At 63.8% G+C, this 16,731-nt stretch carries 17 protein-coding genes; 9 read left to right on the top strand and 8 right to left on the bottom strand.

Annotated elements, in window-relative coordinates:
* Window positions 1-431: 431 nt before the first annotated feature.
* Together gloA2 and hisC are read right to left on the bottom strand one after the other, a co-directional pair.
* Window positions 432-875 carry an SMU1112c/YaeR family gloxylase I-like metalloprotein gene (gene gloA2 / locus QQF40_RS04930; protein WP_254627220.1) on the bottom strand — a complete coding sequence of 148 codons (444 nt, stop codon included), beginning with the start codon at window positions 873-875 and terminating at the stop codon, window positions 432-434.
* A gap of 154 nt (window positions 876-1,029) precedes the next feature.
* Window positions 1,030-2,085, bottom strand: a complete 1,056-nt coding sequence (gene hisC, locus QQF40_RS04925; RefSeq protein ID WP_285460607.1) for a histidinol-phosphate transaminase — start codon at window positions 2,083-2,085, stop codon at window positions 1,030-1,032.
* Between the two features lie 283 nt (window positions 2,086-2,368).
* Here hisC and QQF40_RS04920 point away from each other — a divergent pair, with 283 nt between their 5' ends.
* The 3 genes from QQF40_RS04920 (at window position 2,369) to radA (ending at window position 5,709) form a co-directional block, all read left to right on the top strand.
* On the top strand, window positions 2,369-3,508 hold the full coding sequence (locus tag QQF40_RS04920) for an alkene reductase (protein WP_285460606.1): 1,140 nt from the start codon (window positions 2,369-2,371) through the stop codon (window positions 3,506-3,508).
* 179 nt (window positions 3,509-3,687) lie between these two features.
* Window positions 3,688-4,155 (top strand): copper resistance protein NlpE N-terminal domain-containing protein, encoded by a 468-nt coding sequence (locus tag QQF40_RS04915; protein WP_175090662.1) that lies wholly within the window; start codon window positions 3,688-3,690, stop codon window positions 4,153-4,155.
* A gap of 141 nt (window positions 4,156-4,296) precedes the next feature.
* Window positions 4,297-5,709, top strand: a complete 1,413-nt coding sequence (radA, locus tag QQF40_RS04910) for a DNA repair protein RadA (protein ID WP_175090663.1) — start codon at window positions 4,297-4,299, stop codon at window positions 5,707-5,709.
* 134 nt (window positions 5,710-5,843) lie between these two features.
* On the opposite strand, the gene QQF40_RS04905 is transcribed toward radA, so the two are convergent.
* A complete protein-coding gene (locus QQF40_RS04905) occupies window positions 5,844-6,488 on the bottom strand; it encodes a DUF1415 domain-containing protein (RefSeq protein ID WP_175090664.1) in 645 nt (214 codons plus the stop codon).
* 285 nt (window positions 6,489-6,773) lie between these two features.
* Here QQF40_RS04905 and QQF40_RS04900 point away from each other — a divergent pair, with 285 nt between their 5' ends.
* Complete coding sequence (locus tag QQF40_RS04900) at window positions 6,774-8,645, top strand: SulP family inorganic anion transporter (protein WP_285460605.1); 1,872 nt, start codon at window positions 6,774-6,776, stop codon at window positions 8,643-8,645.
* Window positions 8,646-8,763: 118 nt separating this feature from the next.
* Entirely contained in the window at window positions 8,764-9,870 is a 1,107-nt protein-coding gene (mnmH, locus tag QQF40_RS04895) for a tRNA 2-selenouridine(34) synthase MnmH (protein ID WP_175090666.1), read from the top strand.
* Window positions 9,871-9,895: 25 nt separating this feature from the next.
* Here mnmH and QQF40_RS04890 read toward each other — a convergent pair whose 3' ends face one another.
* Window positions 9,896-10,711 carry a type 1 glutamine amidotransferase gene (locus QQF40_RS04890; protein ID WP_285460604.1) on the bottom strand — a complete coding sequence of 272 codons (816 nt, stop codon included), beginning with the start codon at window positions 10,709-10,711 and terminating at the stop codon, window positions 9,896-9,898.
* A gap of 52 nt (window positions 10,712-10,763) precedes the next feature.
* Between QQF40_RS04890 and QQF40_RS04885 the strand changes: the two genes are divergently transcribed.
* The 3 genes from QQF40_RS04885 to QQF40_RS04875 all read left to right on the top strand — a co-directional run bounded on the left by QQF40_RS04885 (window position 10,764) and on the right by QQF40_RS04875 (window position 12,761).
* On the top strand, window positions 10,764-11,057 hold the full coding sequence (locus tag QQF40_RS04885) for an MGMT family protein (protein WP_176675962.1): 294 nt from the start codon (window positions 10,764-10,766) through the stop codon (window positions 11,055-11,057).
* A gap of 181 nt (window positions 11,058-11,238) precedes the next feature.
* On the top strand, window positions 11,239-11,850 hold the full coding sequence (locus QQF40_RS04880; RefSeq protein WP_175090667.1) for a YjaG family protein: 612 nt from the start codon (window positions 11,239-11,241) through the stop codon (window positions 11,848-11,850).
* 62 nt (window positions 11,851-11,912) lie between these two features.
* Entirely contained in the window at window positions 11,913-12,761 is an 849-nt protein-coding gene (locus tag QQF40_RS04875; RefSeq protein ID WP_285460603.1) for a CHAD domain-containing protein, read from the top strand.
* 112 nt (window positions 12,762-12,873) lie between these two features.
* On the opposite strand, the gene hisF is transcribed toward QQF40_RS04875, so the two are convergent.
* The 4 genes from hisF to hisB all read right to left on the bottom strand — a co-directional run bounded on the left by hisF (window position 12,874) and on the right by hisB (window position 15,826).
* Window positions 12,874-13,647, bottom strand: a complete 774-nt coding sequence (gene hisF, locus QQF40_RS04870) for an imidazole glycerol phosphate synthase subunit HisF (protein WP_175090669.1) — start codon at window positions 13,645-13,647, stop codon at window positions 12,874-12,876.
* A gap of 11 nt (window positions 13,648-13,658) precedes the next feature.
* Window positions 13,659-14,405, bottom strand: a complete 747-nt coding sequence (gene hisA, locus QQF40_RS04865) for a 1-(5-phosphoribosyl)-5-[(5-phosphoribosylamino)methylideneamino]imidazole-4-carboxamide isomerase (protein ID WP_175090670.1) — start codon at window positions 14,403-14,405, stop codon at window positions 13,659-13,661.
* Window positions 14,406-14,520: 115 nt separating this feature from the next.
* The gene (gene hisH / locus QQF40_RS04860) at window positions 14,521-15,162 is read right to left on the bottom strand and encodes an imidazole glycerol phosphate synthase subunit HisH (protein WP_175090671.1); all 642 of its coding nucleotides are present in this window, start codon (window positions 15,160-15,162) and stop codon (window positions 14,521-14,523) included.
* 70 nt (window positions 15,163-15,232) lie between these two features.
* The gene (gene hisB / locus QQF40_RS04855; protein WP_043336716.1) at window positions 15,233-15,826 is read right to left on the bottom strand and encodes an imidazoleglycerol-phosphate dehydratase HisB; all 594 of its coding nucleotides are present in this window, start codon (window positions 15,824-15,826) and stop codon (window positions 15,233-15,235) included.
* Between the two features lie 260 nt (window positions 15,827-16,086).
* Between hisB and QQF40_RS04850 the strand changes: the two genes are divergently transcribed.
* Entirely contained in the window at window positions 16,087-16,572 is a 486-nt protein-coding gene (locus QQF40_RS04850) for an acetyl-CoA sensor PanZ family protein (RefSeq protein ID WP_225347481.1), read from the top strand.
* Window positions 16,573-16,731 lie beyond the last annotated feature (159 nt).

Below are 16,731 nucleotides of genomic sequence, written 5' to 3'. Positions count from 1 at the left end.
ACCGCTTAGCGCCGATGGTAGTGTGGAGTTTCTCCATGTGAGAGTAGGTCATCGTCAGGCACTTATACTGAACCGCCCCTGCAGCCTTGCTGCAGGGGCGGTTCTCTTTGTGCGCAGGAAACGTTGACGTAAGAACAGTTTCTCCCTGCAAGAGCAGCGGAGGGCCGCCCCGATCCTCGTCAGGCACTTATACTGAACCGCCCCTGTAGCCTTGCTGCAGGGGCGGTTCTCTTTGTGCGCAGGAAAAATGGTGCGTAGTGGAATTATGCAGAGAAGTCCTGCATGCGAATCAGCTGTGGGCGAAAGAAAAGAGCTCTGCCCAAGCAACGTGCCTATGGCAAAAGAAGGCCCCTGTCGAAAACTCGGCAGGGGCCTTTTGTCTTCGGAGCCTTTTATCTTCACGGGCAGTTAAGTTTCAGTGCGCCATCACATCAGGGCGAGGCTTCGTAGAGCTCGATGGGCGTACCGTCAGGGTCTGCCAGGAAGGTGAAGCGGGCACCGGTGTATTCATCGACACGTATCGGCTCTGGCGTGGCACCACGGGCGATCAGCAGCTCGACACAGGTATCGATGTCTTCCGTCGCCAGCGCCAGGTGACGAAGGCCACAGGCTTCCGGATAACTGGGGCGCTCAGGCGGCGAAGGGAAGGAGAACAGCTCCAGTTGGATACCGCCCGGCAGGAGTAGGTCGAGCTTGTAGCTGTCGCGGGCCTCGCGATAGGCCTCGTTGATCACCTGCGCATCCATGACCTCGAGATAGAAGCGCCTGGCGCGTGGGTAATCAGCGGTGATGAGCGCCACGTGATGCACTCGCGTCAGAGGCAGGCGGGGGGGCGAGGGTGAGTCCGAAGCCATGGTGAGACTGTCCGTTGTCATGTTGTGTTCCTGAAGAGTGTTAGGCGCGATGAACTGTGCGGTGAACTGTGCAATGAGCCGGGCGGTGAGCTCGTGAGAGACATTCTGATGAAAGAAGGCGCCCACAGGGCGCCTTCTTTGATTGGAGCAATCACCGGCCAGCCCGTGCGCTATCTCAGCGACACAGGGTTTCCAGGGCTTCGATCAGGCTGTCCATCTCGGCATCGGTACCGATGCTGATACGCAGATAGTCACGTAGTGCGTCGGTGTTGAAGTGGCGCACCAGGATGCCCTGTTCGCGCAGGCCGATGAACAGCTTGCCGGCATCGTGGGTCGGGTGAGTCGCCAGTACGAAGTTGGTCTGCGAGGGCAAAATCTCGAATCCCAGCGCGGCCATGCGATCGCGCGTCTGCTCGCGGGTGGTGATGACTCGCGTGCGGCACTCATCGAAATAAGCGGGATCACTGAGGGCGGCGACGCCGACCTGTTCGGCCAGGCGATCGATGGGATAGGAGTTGAAGGAGTCCTTCACGCGCTCCATGCCTTCGATCAGCTCTCGTGAGGCCACGGCATAGCCGAGACGGATGCCGGCCAGGCTGCGTGACTTGGAAAAGGTGCCGGTCACTATCAGGTTGGGATACTGATGAATCAGCGGGATGGCGCTTTCGCCACCGAAGTCCACGTAGGCCTCGTCGACCAGCACCACGCTCTGCGGATTGCGCTCCAGCAGCGCGGCAATCGCCTTGCGGCCATGGCCATGCCCTGTCGGGGCGTTGGGGTTGGCGAAGATGATGCCGCCATTGTCGTTGCCGAAGGCTTCCAGGTCGACTTCCCAGCTGTCGGTCAGCGCGATGCTGCGTGACTCGATGCCATACATGCGGCAGTAGACCGGGTAGAAGCTGTAGCTGATGGACGGCAGCAGCAGCGGCTTGTCCTGTCGGAAGAATGCCTGGAAGGCCAGCGCCAGCACTTCATCGGAGCCATTGCCGACGAAGACTTCCTCGGCGGCCACATGGAAGGTGTCGGCCAGGGCGGCGCGCAGCGAGCTGGAGCTCGGGTCCGGGTATCGGCGCAGATCAGAGGCATTGAACTCGCGCAGCGTCTGCTCCACGGCGGGCGCCGGCGGGTAGGGGTTCTCATTGGTGTTCAGCTTGATCAGCTGCTCACGCGGTTGTTCGCCGGGGACGTAGGGGATCAGGTCGTGGACCTGGGGGCTCCAGTACTTGCTCATGATTTCTCGCCGCTGGTGACAGTGCATGACCCGTGTCATGGATGCTTTTCATGTTGCCCGCTGGATCGTCGCGGTACAAGCTCCGGCGAGGCTCTCGGCCTGAGCCTGAAGCGTGCCGACTGGTGCAGCTTTCCACATTGTTGCCATGCCAGCATTATTCTCGTGCGATGCGCGTGCTTGAAGCAGCGCGTGGTGTACCGCATGTCACAGGCATGCTTGCCCAGCTTGCGCGACTTCGTGCAATGAGGACGCTGGGCGAAGACCTGCAATTCAAGGAGCCCTGATGACTGCCAACACCAATGCCTCGTACGCAGATACCCTGCTTGATCCGGTCAAGCTCGGTGATCTGACCCTGCCCAACCGCATCCTGATGGCACCGCTGACACGTGCTCGTACCCCCGACAGCGTTCCCGGCGAGCTGCAGCAGGCCTATTACGGTCAGCGTGCCGGTGCCGGCTTGATCATCAGCGAGGCGACCAACATCTCGCCCACTGCACGTGGCTATGTCTACACGCCGGGTATCTGGACCGATGAGCAGGAGGCGGGCTGGAAGGGCGTCGTCCAGGCGGTGCACGCCAAGGGCGGCCGCATGGCGCTGCAACTGTGGCACGTCGGGCGTGTCTCGCATGAGATGGTGCAGCCGGGTGGCCAGCAGCCGGTCGCGCCGAGCGCCCTGCGTGGTGAAGGCGCCCAGTGCTTCGTCGAATTCGAGGACGGCACCAGCGGACGTCATCCTACCAGCACGCCGCGTGCCCTGGAGACGGACGAGATTCCCCAGCTGATCGAGGACTATCGCCAGGCCGCCGTGCGTGCCAAACGTGCCGGTTTTGACATGATCGAGGTGCATGCCGCCAACGCCTATCTGCTCAACCAGTTCATGGCTACCGGCACCAATCAGCGTACTGACCAGTACGGTGGCTCGCTCGAGAACCGTGCGCGCCTGACGCTGGAAGTCGTCGATGCCGTCGCCGAAGTCTTCGGCCCTGAGCGTACCGGTATCCGGCTGACACCCTTCATCGAGATCTTCGGCCTGACCGATGACGAGCCAGAAGAGATGGCCTTCTACATGGCCGAGCAGCTCTCCCGGCGTGGCATCGCCTATGTGCACGTCAACGAGCCGGACTGGGCTGGTGGAGACATCAAGTTCAGTGATGACTTCCGCCGTGCCCTGCGCGAGCGCGTCAAGGGCGCGCTGATCTTCTGCGGCCATTACGATGGCGAGAGTGCGGCTCGCATCATCGATGAGGGCATCGCGGATGCCGTCGCCATCGGGCGCCCGTATATCGCCAATCCGGACCTTGTCGAGCGTATTCGCCTCGGGGCTGAACTCAACGAGCAGGACCCGGATACCTTCTACGGTGGTGATGCCAAGGGCTATACCGACTACCCGTTCCTCGACAATGGCCATGATCGCCGCGGCTGAGGCCAACACGATTTAACGAATGGCGTTCGATAAACGCCATCGGGGGTGGCCTCTCGGGGCGGATACCCGCTATTCTTGAGCGTGGAAGCTTGTGAGCGGTCTGCCTGCCAAAGCGGGTAGACCGCTCGCCGTCGATAGCGCTGACGCTGCTATCGAGTCATCGCCTTAAGGAGGATTCAATGCAGATCAGGACTCTGATGGTGGGAGCCGCGCTGATGGTCGGTCTCGCCGGGTGCGCATCAACGGCCCAGACCAATGACGGTGCCGCTGACAACAGCGCTACCGAGACAGCCAGCGAGCAGGTTGCCGTCTACAAGGGCACCCTGCCGTGTCGTCGCTGCACGGGCATTGACCTCGATGTGCGCCTCAAGGGCGCCGAAGAGGCAGCCCAGGATGAGCGTACCTTCAGTCTCGATGCCACCTATCGTGATCATCCGCAGCAGCCGGATCCAGAGCATTACGAAGGCCAGTGGGATGTGCTGTCCGGCACCGTGACGGATCCGAGCGCGACCGTCTATGAGCTGACGCCGGACGGCGAAGGCCAGACCTACTACTTCCTGCGTCTGGATGCCCAGACACTGGAGCTGGTCGACCCGCAGAAGCGTCGCTTCCAGAACGGTGAGACATTGCGCCTCAAGCGCCAGTAAGCGTGCCGTGCGCCACAAGGCGATCGTGAGCACAAGGAAGGCGGCGCAAGCCGCCTTCCTTGTGTCTGGCCGTTGGAAATCCGCGGCTGACGACACTTCATCATGACGCCGAGAATCACTTCTTCCCGACAGGATTGTCTGATGGCGAAAGCAAAGAGCGCCTTCGTATGTACCGAATGCGGTAGCGAATTCTCGAAGTGGCAGGGCCAGTGCAGCGGCTGCCGCGAGTGGAACACCCTGCAGGAAATCCGTGTCGGCGCCGCGGTACTGCCCGGCGCAGCCCCCGCTGCGGGGGCTGTCGCTGGCGGTGCTGCGCGTAGCGCCAGCAATGGGCGGGGCGGCTACGCCGGCACGCTCAGCGACAACGTGACCGATCTTTCCAATGTTTCGCTGGCCGAAGTGCCGCGTTTCTCCTCGACCTTCGGCGAGTTCGACCGCGTGCTGGGCGGTGGGCTGGTGCCGGGCTCCGCCGTGCTGCTCGGTGGCCATCCGGGGGCCGGCAAGTCGACGCTGCTGCTGCAGACCGCCTGCAAGCTCGCCCAGCAGAAGCGCTCACTTTATGTCACCGGCGAGGAATCGCTGTCGCAGGTGGCGATGCGCGCCCATCGTCTGCAGCTGCCAACCCAGGGTCTCAAGATGCTGGCCGAGACCAGCGTCGAGACGATTCTGGCCACCGCCGAGCGCGAGAAGCCCGAGGTGCTGATCATCGATTCCATCCAGACCATGCATCTGGAGGATCTGTCATCCGCGCCGGGTGGTGTCTCGCAGGTACGTGAGTCTGCCGCCGCGCTGACCCGCTTCGCCAAGCGAACCAACACCGTGCTGCTGCTGGTCGGCCACGTGACCAAGGACGGCTCGCTGGCCGGGCCCAAGGTGCTGGAGCACATGATCGACGCCTCCCTGCTGCTGGAGGGCGATGGCGATTCGCGCTTCCGCACGCTGCGTGGCCAGAAGAACCGCTTCGGTGCGGTCAACGAGCTGGGCGTGTTCGCCATGGTCGAGCTGGGCTTGAAGGAAGTGAAGAACCCTAGCGCGATCTTCCTGTCGCGCAGCGAGGAGCAGTCTTCCGGCAGTCTGGTGATGGTGGTATGGGAGGGCACGCGACCGATTCTGATCGAAGTGCAGGCCTTGCTGGATGACTCGCCGCTGGGCAATCCCCGCCGTGTCGCCGTCGGTCTGGACGGCAATCGCCTGTCGATGCTGCTGGCGGTGCTCAACAAGCATGGCGGCCTGTTCACCGGCGATCAGGATGTCTTCCTGAACGTGGTCGGCGGGGTCAAGGTGCTCGAGACCAGTGCCGACCTCGCGGTGCTGTGTGCGGTGGTCTCCAGCCTGCAGAACCGTCCGCTGCCGCGTGAGCTGGTGGTGTTCGGCGAGGTGGGGCTGTCCGGTGAGATCCGTCCGGTGCCGAGTGGTCAGGAGCGCATCGTCGAGGCCGCCAAGCATGGCTTTACGCGCGCCATCGTGCCCAAGGGCAATGCCCCCAGGAACCCGCCCAAGGGCATGACCATCGTGGCGGTCGACAAGCTGTCCCAGGCACTGGAAGCCCTGTGACATCTGCGCCTTCCGCGTGAGCCATCCGCACGGGGGCGTCGTGGTGTGATACTGCATGCAACGAACAAGGCCAGCCTCACGGCTGGCCTTGTTCGTATGGGGTTTTCTCCGAGCACGAAGCTCAGCCTGCCTTGTCAGTCCTGCTTGTCAGCCTGACGGGCGGCATGAGCACAGGCCTTGAGGCGTGAGACCAGGAGCTCGACACCGCGCTCGCGCATCAGCGCCTCATTGCGCCCCGGCACCTCTTCGACATCGCCCGCGTAGGCATTGATGGCGGCTTCGACCGAGCTTTCGCGCAGCAGGTGCAGCATCGGGTAGGGCGAGCGGTTGGTGTAGTTGGCCGCGTCGTCTTCCTCGGTATCCTCGAACACGTACTCCGGGTGGAAGCTGGCCAGCTGATAGATACCCTCGTAGCCCTGCATCTCGAGCAGCGCCTCGGCGTAGTCGAGCAGCTCAAGGTAGGTATCGAAGTCGCGGAAGCCGTCCTTGAAGATCACCAGCGTCGTCTCGGCGTCGCGATTGGCGTCCAAGTTCAGCAGTTCATCGCCGAGTGCCTGCAGGCAGCGCTCGAGCCCTGCACCGGGTACCACGGCATACTGGATGCTGTTGCGTGCCATCTCGCGGGCGGCAAACGGGCACAGATTGTCGGCGATGATGTGCGTCTCGACCCACTGGCGCGTGGCGTCGATGGCCTCGGCTTCGCTGGCATCCAGCGGCGGGGTATAGCCACCCGCCGTCTCGGGAGTCGTGGTATCGGTCGGCGTAGCGTCGGTGGTCATGGCGTCAGGGTCCGCAGCGGTGTCAGGAGCGGGTATTGTCACTGCTCGGGCGCGGCATGGCCAGCGCCGTGACTCCCGTCTCTCATTGTCTCTCGTTATCGGGCTTCTTCAACCTGAAGTTGTCGCAGGGCCGCAGGTGGTCGCCGAGCATGTGGCGGCCCTGTTTCATCAGTGATTACAGCGATAGACTTATCACTGCTGGTTCAAAGCCCGTCCCGAGTCCGCTCAGGGACATTGCGGCTGCCGGCTGACGACTTCTTTCCTGCCCCGCCACGGAGATACTTCTTGTCCGCTGATACTCCGCCTCCTTCCTCGCCGCTCCCCGAATCTCCCGAACCTACCGAGAGGGAAGAGGGGCGCGAGCACACCAGTGCAGCGGCCTATCGTCTGTCGCGATTGTTGCCCTTTCTCGGCTGGATGCGTCAGCTGTCGCCCGGGGATGCGCGTTCCGATCTGATCGCGGGCCTCAGCGGCGCGGTGCTGGTGCTGCCCCAGGGGGTGGCCTATGCGTTGATCGCCGGCCTGCCACCGGCGCATGGGCTGTATGCCGCCATCGTGGTGGCGATCATCGCCGGCCTGTTCGGCAGTTCGCGGCATATGGTCAGTGGCCCGGCCGCGGCGATCTCGATGGTGGTATTCGGCACCGTCTCGACACTGGCCGCGCCGGGCAGTCCCGAATACCTGCCGCTGGTGCTGGCGCTGACCTGCATGGTCGGCATCATCCAGCTGTCGTTGGGGCTGATGCGCATGGGGGCGCTGGTCAATCTCATCTCGCATACGGTGGTGATCGGCTTCACCGCCGGCGCCGGGGTCTTGATCGCCACCAGTCAGCTCAAGCACCTGTTCGGCATCGCGCTTGGCGACGCCTCGAGCTTTCTCGGCACCTGGTGGGCGCTGCTCGGGCATCTGGGCGATACCTCGTGGGCAACACTGATCACGGGACTCAGTACCTTGCTTGCGGCCGTGCTGGTCCGGCGGCTGAATCGCAAGCTGCCGTGGATGCTGGTGGCGATGGCCGTCGGCTGCGGTGTCGCGGCATTGCTCGGCGGTAGCGCGGCAGGTATCCCGATGGTTGGCGCCCTGTCCGGTAGCCTGCCGCCGTTTTCCCTGCCGCCGCTGGGCTTTGACACCCTGCGTTCGCTGGGCGGGGCGGCCTTCGCGCTGGCGGTGCTCGGGTTGATCGAGGCGGTCTCCATCGCGCGCGCCATCGGCGTGCGCTCGCATCAGCGTATCGATGGCAACCAGGAGTTCATCGGCCAGGGTCTGTCGAATCTGGCAGGCAGTTTCTTCTCGTGCTTCGCCGGTTCCGGCTCCTTCACGCGTTCCGGCGCCAACTATGATGCCGGTGCCCGCACGCCGCTGTCGGTGGTGGTGGCGGCGCTGATCGTACTGGCGGTGCTGTTGCTGGTGCCTGACGTGACCGCCTGGCTGCCGTTGCCTGCGATGGCGGGTCTGATCATGGTGATTGCCGCCAACCTAATCGAAGTCGGTCATATCCGCCAGATTCTGGCCGTCAGCCGCGAAGAGGCGGTGGTGCTGGTGATCACCTTCCTCGCCACTCTGCTGTTGCCGCTGGAGTTCGCCATCTTCGCCGGGGTGCTGGTCTCGCTGGTGCTGTATCTGAACCGCACCTCACGGCCACGGCTGGTCGAGATGGCGCCAGACCCGGAACATCCGGAGCTTGGGGTGCGCAATGCCGAGCGTTATCAGCTGGCTCAATGCCGAGAGGTGGTGATTCTGCGCGTGGATGGCTCGCTGTTCTTCGGGGCGGTCGATCACGTCCAGCGCAAGCTGGCGCGCTACACCGGCAAGCACGTCATCCTGCTGGGCACCGGCTGCAACTTCATCGATATCGCGGGCGCTGAGATGCTCGAGATCGAACAGCGTCGTCTGCGCGATGCTGGCGGTAGTCTCAGCATGTGCGGCTTTCGCATGTACGCGCTGGAAGTGATGGAGCGCGGTGGCTTCCTCGAGCGCATGGGACGTGAGAACTACTTCCATACCGCCGAGGCGGCGATCGCCTCGCTGCGCGACTCGGTCGCCGAAGCGCATCGCGCCCACGGTGATCAACCCGCTGCCTGCCCCGATTGTCAGCTGTTCGGCCCGGCCGGGATCGGGCCGGGGCAGGGGGTGCGCCTGACGCCACCGTTGGCGTGAAAGCACAAGGCTGGGGGCGGCTGCACGCTTGCGATAGAATATGGCCCCTTGATGGTGCGGCCAGTCAGCCAGTCGCCGCCCATTGCCTCAATCCTGTTCTGTCTGCCGAGAGATGCCCATGAGTTTGCCCACCGTGGCGGCCAGCTGCGACCTGATTCGCGACGGCCGTCCGTTGATCGATGTGCGCGCGCCGGTCGAGTTCGCCGCTGGTGCCTTGCCGGGTGCCGTCAATCTGCCACTGATGGATGATGAGGAGCGTCATCGCGTCGGGCTGCAGTACAAGCAGGTCGGTCCGGAATCGGCGGTACATCTTGGCCATCAACTGGTCAGCGGCGGGATCAAGCGCGCACGCATCCGCGCCTGGGTCGAGCACGTCGAGCGACACCCTGACGCCATCCTCTACTGTTTCCGCGGCGGCATGCGCTCTCAGCTCAGCCAGCAGTGGTTGCAGGAAGCAGGGGTCGAGCGTCCACGTATCGAGGGTGGTTGGAAGGCCATGCGTCAGCAGCTCTGTCAGCATATCGATGAGCGTGCCGAGCAGGCCCCGATGCTGTTGATCGGCGGGCTGACCGGCTGTGCCAAGACTGAGCTGATCCATGCGCTGGACAATGGCATCGACCTGGAAGGCTGTGCGCGCCACAAGGGTTCGGCCTTCGGCCGTCACCCCTTCCCGGCGCCGAGCCAGATCGACTTCGAGCACCGCATCGCCGCCGAGATGCTCATGCTTGAGGAAGAAGCGCCGACCATCATGGAAGACGAGTCGCGCTTCATCGGCAGCGTCAATATTCCGCTCGCTACCTGGCGCGCGATGGAGCAGGCGCCGTTGATCCGCGTCGAGATGCCGCTGGATTGGCGAATCGTGCAGATTCAGAAGGACTATATCGAGGGGCTGTGGGCCACCTACAGTCGTCACTATGGTGACTTCCTCGGCTGGACCCTGATGCAGCGCCAGCTGCGTCAGGCACTGCTGCGTCTTCGCAAGCGCCTGGGCAGTGCGCGCCTTGCTCGTCTGGTGCGCATGCAGGACATCGCCTTCCAGGAGCACAAGCGCGGCAATCCAATGGCCCATGAAGGCTGGCTGGCGCCGCTGCTCAGCGAGTATTACGACCCGATGTACCGCTATCAGCTCGAGAAGCACGAGCGCACCTTCCTGCACGTCGGCGACTGGGACAACAGCCTCGCCTTCGCGCGTGAGTGGAGCGCCAATCACCGCTGGCAGCGCTGATATCCCTCATGGTTGCGGTCAGCGCTCACGCATTCAGCCAGTCCACCAGCAGGCGGTCCAGCAGGGCCGCCTGACGATCAAAGCGCTTCGGGTCCTCCAGCAACGCCTCGCGTGATTGCACGCCATTGCCCTCCAGGGGCGCGGGATGGTGGGCCAGGCGGTCCTGTGTGGCCGCCGCATCCACATGCGGATGGAAGTTGAGCGCCACCACGCGACCCTCATCCCAACTGAAGCCGGCCACTGGCGTGTGCTCGCCGCTGGCCAGCAGCTCGCAGTCTTCCGGCAGGCCGCAGATCTCCTCATGCCACATCAAGGCCTCGAACTCGGCGGGTAATCCCAGCGGGCACTCGTTGCTGCGCGTCAGCGTGGCCCAGCGACGCTGCGGCACCACGGCGGACGAGACGATCGCCCCCATCTGCTCGGCGATCAGTCGCGCCCCCAGGCCAATCCCCAACAGCGGGCGATTGCTGTTCAGCGTGCGCCGAATCAACTTGCGCTGCAGGCGCAGCGACTGCTGTTCGGCGGGGGAGGCTGTCTTTGCGGCGCTCGACAGGCGTTGCGGGCCGTCCAGCACCACCAGTGCATGGAAGTCATCGATGCCCGGCAATGCCTCGCCTGACAATGGGAAGCTGGTGTTGAAGCTGTGCCCCATGCCGGAAAGCCAGTCCTTGAGGCGTAGCGGATTCTGCCAGTCATGCGCTAGCGTTGCGGTATCGGCGGCTGAATCTGGTTCAGCGTCAGGGAGTTGCCCCTGATGTATGAAGTAAAGATGCATGGCTTCATCATGCGTGAGCGCCATGCCAGCGTAAAGGCCCCAGTGCTTGCGTCCCAGTACCTGCATCCCGGTACCTGCACCGGGTGAATCAGCCGCGACACGACAAGGAGAGAACCGCATGCGGGCCGAACTGCTCGAACAGATCTACACCGTGGTGGCGCAGATTCCCGAAGGGCGCATCACCACCTACGGGCGTATCGCCAAGATGACCGATGGCGCCACCGCGCGCATGGTCGGCTCGGCGATGCGTCACCTGCCGGATGGCCATCAGTTGCCGTGGCATCGCGTGATCAATGCCTCGCTCAAGGTCACCGAGCACGGCGGAGCGGTGCGCCAGCGGGAAAAGTTGCGCAGCGAAGGCATCCTGTTCGATGGTGCCGGTCGCGTGCCGACGGAGTGCCTGTGGCCCTGAGGTATGCAACAGCATGGCAGCGCTCGAGCAGGGTCGCGTTCATCCGGCCACGCGCGGGCGCTACCCTTTCGCCTATCCTATCGCATACTCTATAGCGACCTTCGGTGACATCGCGGCTGGCGGAGGCAAGACGCCAGCGCGAACGCCGCATATTGAATAGTGAAGTGAGAATAGAGCCGTCATGACTCAGCCTGTATCCGGTTTTCGTGCGCGCCTTGATGCGCTGGCCCCCGTGCGCCGTACTGCCTTCATGGCGGCGCTGACCGAGCGACTCCTGCCCAATGCCGGCTTCTACGCCGAAGCCAATGGCACGGCCAGCGCACTGGACACCACGCGTGAGCTGCGCAAGCTGCTGGACCTCGTCTGGGAGCAGCTGCGCGTGCGCGATGCCAAGATCGATTTCTCGCTACAGGCCGAGAAGGTCACCGCCTTCGAGCCCGCCGAGGAAGATGACAGCTTCGGCGCGCGCCGCGCACTGGAAGCCGTGATGGCGCTGACCGCCTGCATCGACGTGCTGATCAGCGAAGAGCCGGAAGCCGCGCTCAAGATCAGTCGTCTGTCCACCGATGGCGTGCGCGCGCTGATCGACCTGCAGGCCGGTGAGGGTATCGAGCAGGAAGCGCTGGAAGCCATGATTCGCGAACATCCGCTGATGATCGATGAGCGTGATTTCCAGGATGCCGTGCTTGAGAGTGTCGAAGCCCCGCAGTTGTCGCGCGATGACTGGCGTGCGCTCAAGCAATTGGGCCGCAATGAAGATGTCAGCAATCTCGGGCTATCCTTGCAGGACTGAGCGGCCCGACTCGGGTCATCCTGGTGCCAGAGATGACTGGCCAGCCGTTGCTGGAGAGACAGATGAGCGACACCCGTCAGCAGGATTCTTCTCCGATGAACGCAGCGCTGAATGGCGTGATCCAGGCACGGCTCGACGCCATGCGTGAGCATCTCGCGCAGCCGACGTTGAGCGCGGCGAATGTGCACGCGCTACGCGTCGACTGCAAGCAGCTGCGCGGCTGGTGGCAATTGCGGCGTGAGTCCCTGGGCAAGTCGGCGGTGAGTGAGCATCAGGCGCGTCCGCGCGCCGTCGCCAGGGCATTGGCCGGGCCGCGCGAGGCGCACATGCTGCGCAAGACTCATGGTCGTGCCTACGCCTGGGTGGATGAGCGCAGTCAGCGCCTGCTGGACGCGCTGCGTCCTGGGCTGACCAGCGCCTCACTGAGCGAGCCGGAGGGCGAGCTGGATCATGCGCCGCTCGAGACGCTGCTGAGCGAAGAGCGGGCGGCCTGGCAGGCGGCGCCGCTGACGGTGGAGGAGCTCGAGGTCGGGCTGGAATTCAGTCGTCATCGCATCAGCAAGCTTGCGGCCAAGGTGACCAGCAAGCGTGAGATCGAGACGTCTCATCGGCTGCGCAAGTGGGTCAAGTACCGCATGTTCCAGTTGGCACTGGCGCACGAGGCGCTGGGTGAGGCTGCCGCGCGGGAACTCGAGTCACCGAGTCATGGGCGTCGACGTGAGCCGGAATTGCTCGACAAGGCCGCATCACGGCTGGGCAATCAGCATGATCTGGCGGAGCTGGCACTCTGGGTCGGAGAGCGCGTGATGCTGCCCGCCGCCGAGAAGCATCTGGTCGCGGACATCATGACGCTTGCCGACCAGCGACTCGCGCAGGCGCTCAAGCCGCTGAAGAAGCTGGGCTACGTCTGAGCGCTGTTCTCGCCTGAACCGACGTGGCTTCTCTACAGACACGAACGCCGCCATTCCTTGAAGAAATGGCGGCGTTCGCGTTTCTGCCTGAACGATTATCCTGCGGCTGTGCTTACAGGCGCATTTCGATACCGCGTGCGGCCATGTGCGCCTTGGCCTGGGGAATCGTGTACTCGGCGAAGTGGAAGATGCTGGCGGCCAGCACCGCATCCGCACCGCCTTCGAGCACGCCATCCACCAGATGGTCGAGGGTGCCGACACCGCCCGAGGCGATCACCGGCACGCTGACGGCGTCGGAGATCGCACGCGTCACGCCGAGATCGAAACCGGCCTTGGTGCCATCGCGGTCCATGCTGGTCAGCAGCAACTCGCCGGCGCCCAGTTCGACCATCTTCTTCGCCCACTCGACGGCATCGAGCCCGGTCGGCTTGCGGCCACCGTGGGTGAAGATCTCCCAGCGCGGTGTCTCGCCTTCCTGGCTGACGCGCTTGGCGTCGATGGCGACCACGATGCACTGGCTGCCGAAGCGTTCCGCGGCTTCGCGCACGAAGTCCGGATTGAACACGGCCGCGGTGTTGATCGAGACCTTGTCCGCGCCGGCATTCAGCATGGTGCGAATGTCTTCACAGGTGCGGATGCCGCCACCCACCGTCAGCGGGATGAACACCTCACCGGCGATGCGCGACACCATGTCGACCGTGGTGCCACGGTTGTCGACGCTGGCGGTGATGTCGAGGAAGGTGATCTCGTCGGCGCCTTGCTCGTTGTAGCGCTTGGCGACCTCGACCGGGTCACCGGCATCGCGGATACCGACGAAGTTGACGCCCTTCACGACACGACCGGCGTCGACGTCCAGACACGGGATGATGCGTTTGGCGAGTGCCATGATCGCTCCCCTCAGGCCTTGCGGCCGGTGATGGCGTCGGACAGTGCCTGCGCTTCGGCGATGTCCAGGCTGCCTTCATAGATGGCGCGGCCGGTGATGGCACCGAGGATGCCCTGATCGGCCACTTCGGCCAGGCCACGGATGTCATCCAGGTTGGTCACGCCGCCGGACGCGATCACCGGGATACCGCCTTCGCGGGCCAGTGCCACGGTGGCTTCGATGTTGACGCCCTGCATCATGCCGTCGCGGGCGATGTCGGTATAGACGATGGAGGACACGCCGTCGTCGGCGAAGCGCTTGGCCAGTTCGGTGGCCTTGAGGGTGGAGACTTCAGCCCAGCCATCGGTGGCCACGAAGCCGTCACGCGCATCGAGACCGACGATGATGCGGCCCGGGAAGGCGCGGCACATCTCGGCGACGAAGGCCGGTTCCTTCACGGCCTTGGTGCCGATGATGACCTGACCGACACCGGCTTCCAGGTAGTGCTCGATGGTCGCGGCATCACGGATGCCACCACCGATCTGGATCGGCAGTTCCGGGTAGGCGCGAGCGATGCGTGTCACGGCGTCGCCATTGACCGGCTTGCCTTCGAAGGCACCGTTGAGATCGACCAGATGCAGACGGCGGCCACCGGCCTCGACCCAGCGCGCGGCCATGGCCAGCGGATCATCGCCGTAGTTGGTGGAGTCTTCCATGCGGCCTTGCTTCAGGCGTACGCACTGACCGTCCTTGAGATCGATCGCGGGGATTACCAGCATGTCGGGTGTCCTCTCGGCGTGTCTGGGCACGCCTGTATTGTCGTCGGTATATCGAAGGCGGATGTATCGGCGTCCGTCACGCGAGACAGACGCCGAGGGTCACGCGGGCGAGCCTTCAGGGCTGCCAGCGGACGAAATTCTCGAGCAGCTTGAGGCCAGCGGCCGCGCTCTTCTCCGGGTGGAACTGCACCGCGAACAGGCTGCCCTCACCGATGGCGACGTGCGCCTCGGCACCGGCGTAGTGCGTGGCGCCGTAGACCTTGGAGCGCTCGCTGGCTGATACATAGAAGCTGTGCACGAAGTAGAAGCGTGAGTTGTCCTCGATGCCTTCCCACAGCGCGTGGCCCTGGGTATGCGCGACATGGTTCCAGCCCATGTGCGGCACCTTGAGGCGCTGGCCGTGTTCGTCCAGCTGCTGGTCATCGAAGCGTTTCACGTCGCCCTTGAAGTAGGCGAGGCAATCGATGCCACCGTTCTCTTCGCTGCGCTCCATCAGCATCTGCTGACCGACGCATACGCCCAGCAGCGGCTTGCTGTGGTTGCTCAACAGCTCGCCGACCAGACCGCGCAGCTCGGCGCGTTCAAGCTCGCCCATGCAGTCACGGATGGCGCCCTGGCCGGGCAGTACCACGCGGGTGGCACCGCAGATGGCGCGCGGGTCGCTGGTGATCACGACATTCTCGTCGGCCACGTGCTCAAGCGCCTTGGCGACGGAGTGCAGGTTGCCCATGCCATAGTCGATGACGGCAATCGTCATGTCTTTCTCCCGAAGGCCGGAGGCAGGCTCCGGCGCTGGATGTCAGGCGTCTGGCGCCCGGATCATTCGTTTACAGCGAGCCCTTGGTGGAGGCGATACGGCCTCCCATGCGCTCGTCCTCTTCCACCGCCATGCGCACGGCACGGCCGAAGGCCTTGAAGATGGTCTCGGCCTGATGGTGGGCATTGAAGCCCTTGAGGTTGTCGATATGCAGGGTGGCGCCAGCGTGATTGACGAAGCCCTGGAAGAATTCCCAGAACAGCTGGGTATCGAAGCGACCGATGTTGCCGCGGGTGAACTCGCATTGCATGAACAGGCCCGGACGACCGGAGAAGTCGATCACCACGCGCGACAGGGCTTCATCCAGCGGTACGTAGGCATGGCCGTAACGGCGGATGCCGGCCTTGTTGCCCAGCGCCTGCGCGAAGGCCTGACCCAGGGTGATGCCGATGTCCTCGACGGTGTGGTGGTCATCGATATGCAGGTCACCATCGCAGTCGACCTCGATGTCGATCACGCCGTGACGGGCGATCTGGTCCATCATGTGTTCGAGGAAGGGCACGCCAGTGTTGGCGCTCAGCTTGCCTTCACCGTCCAGATTGATGCGGACCCGGATCTTGGTTTCCGAGGTGTTGCGATGAACTTCGGCGATACGCTCTACCATGATGTCTCTCCAGCGGTCGGTGACGCCATCAGCGGCTTCGAGGCCGATGGGGTCTGGGCGCAGTCTGGGGCCTTTGGTATGAGAGGCGTGTGTCCAGTCCGGCCGGGAAGTGCGCATCATGTGGTTATTGTCATGTGATGTCGCAATCGAAATCGTGATCAGGGCATTGACGACGGCAGAGAGCCGTCGGCGGGGCGCTTGATCGGCGGCAGGCGCGTCGTCTTTGTGCCTGCCCGACCCGTCATTATAGAGAAAGGACAATGGCATCCGCTACAATGGCGGGCATTCATATCGCGGGCGAGGATCTCACCATGCCGGTCACTCTTCAGATGATCGATCACGCACGCTGGCAAACCGATGAGCAAGTCCGTATCGACCTGTCGCGTATCTATCACGAAGCCCCCAGTGAGCGTCTCCCGCTTGCCCCGGATGACTTCATTCAGGCCAATCTCGCCGCGGGACACCGCTTCTGCAGTGCCTTTTTCAACGATCGCCATATCGGAGCGCTACTCTGCGAGGATGAAGGCGATGCCTGGAAGATCAGCCATTGCTGCGTGCGCAAGAGCACGCGTCGACGTGGTGTCGGTACGCGCCTGATGGCGCTGCTGTCGCTGGAAGCGGCCAGTGCCCAGCGTCTGCTGGTCGTGCCGAGTCAGGGATTGACCCTGGCCGACGAGCTGCTGGTATCACGTCTCGGCTATGTGCGAGACCCCGCTCGCGACGGCTTCGTGCTGGCGCAGGAGTGAAGTCAGCCGTTGCCGGATGCGGAACTGACGTCAACGCGACCTGTCCACCGGCTATGTCATCATCATTTCTGTCTTGAGACTGTCTCGCTGTGCGCGAGGATGGCGCGCAGCGCTCGGACTTGATGATGAGCGGGTGAAAGGGCATCGCCTGATGCCATG

Source organism: Cobetia sp. LC6 (assembly GCF_030264805.1).
GTDB lineage: Bacteria > Pseudomonadota > Gammaproteobacteria > Pseudomonadales > Halomonadaceae > Cobetia.
This window is presented reverse-complemented; position numbering and strand designations above follow the sequence as displayed.

Excerpts from the sequence above, each read along its gene's own strand:
- hisF (WP_175090669.1), bottom strand. The coding sequence starts at position 13,647 with ATGGCACTCGCCAAACGCATCATCCCGTGTCTGGACGTCGACGCCGGT.
- mnmH (WP_175090666.1), top strand. The coding sequence starts at position 8,764 with ATGAGTTTGCCCACCGTGGCGGCCAGCTGCGACCTGATTCGCGACGGC.
- QQF40_RS04920 (WP_285460606.1), top strand. The coding sequence starts at position 2,369 with ATGACTGCCAACACCAATGCCTCGTACGCAGATACCCTGCTTGATCCG.
- hisA (WP_175090670.1), bottom strand. The coding sequence starts at position 14,405 with ATGCTGGTAATCCCCGCGATCGATCTCAAGGACGGTCAGTGCGTACGC.
- hisB (WP_043336716.1), bottom strand. The coding sequence starts at position 15,826 with ATGGTAGAGCGTATCGCCGAAGTTCATCGCAACACCTCGGAAACCAAG.
- hisH (WP_175090671.1), bottom strand. The coding sequence starts at position 15,162 with ATGACGATTGCCGTCATCGACTATGGCATGGGCAACCTGCACTCCGTC.
- radA (WP_175090663.1), top strand. The coding sequence starts at position 4,297 with ATGGCGAAAGCAAAGAGCGCCTTCGTATGTACCGAATGCGGTAGCGAA.
- QQF40_RS04905 (WP_175090664.1), bottom strand. The coding sequence starts at position 6,488 with ATGACCACCGACGCTACGCCGACCGATACCACGACTCCCGAGACGGCG.
- QQF40_RS04850 (WP_225347481.1), top strand. The coding sequence starts at position 16,087 with ATGGCATCCGCTACAATGGCGGGCATTCATATCGCGGGCGAGGATCTC.
- QQF40_RS04880 (WP_175090667.1), top strand. The coding sequence starts at position 11,239 with ATGACTCAGCCTGTATCCGGTTTTCGTGCGCGCCTTGATGCGCTGGCC.
- QQF40_RS04915 (WP_175090662.1), top strand. The coding sequence starts at position 3,688 with ATGCAGATCAGGACTCTGATGGTGGGAGCCGCGCTGATGGTCGGTCTC.
- hisC (WP_285460607.1), bottom strand. The coding sequence starts at position 2,085 with ATGAGCAAGTACTGGAGCCCCCAGGTCCACGACCTGATCCCCTACGTC.
- QQF40_RS04890 (WP_285460604.1), bottom strand. The coding sequence starts at position 10,711 with ATGCAGGTACTGGGACGCAAGCACTGGGGCCTTTACGCTGGCATGGCG.
- QQF40_RS04875 (WP_285460603.1), top strand. The coding sequence starts at position 11,913 with ATGAGCGACACCCGTCAGCAGGATTCTTCTCCGATGAACGCAGCGCTG.
- QQF40_RS04885 (WP_176675962.1), top strand. The coding sequence starts at position 10,764 with ATGCGGGCCGAACTGCTCGAACAGATCTACACCGTGGTGGCGCAGATT.
- gloA2 (WP_254627220.1), bottom strand. The coding sequence starts at position 875 with ATGACAACGGACAGTCTCACCATGGCTTCGGACTCACCCTCGCCCCCC.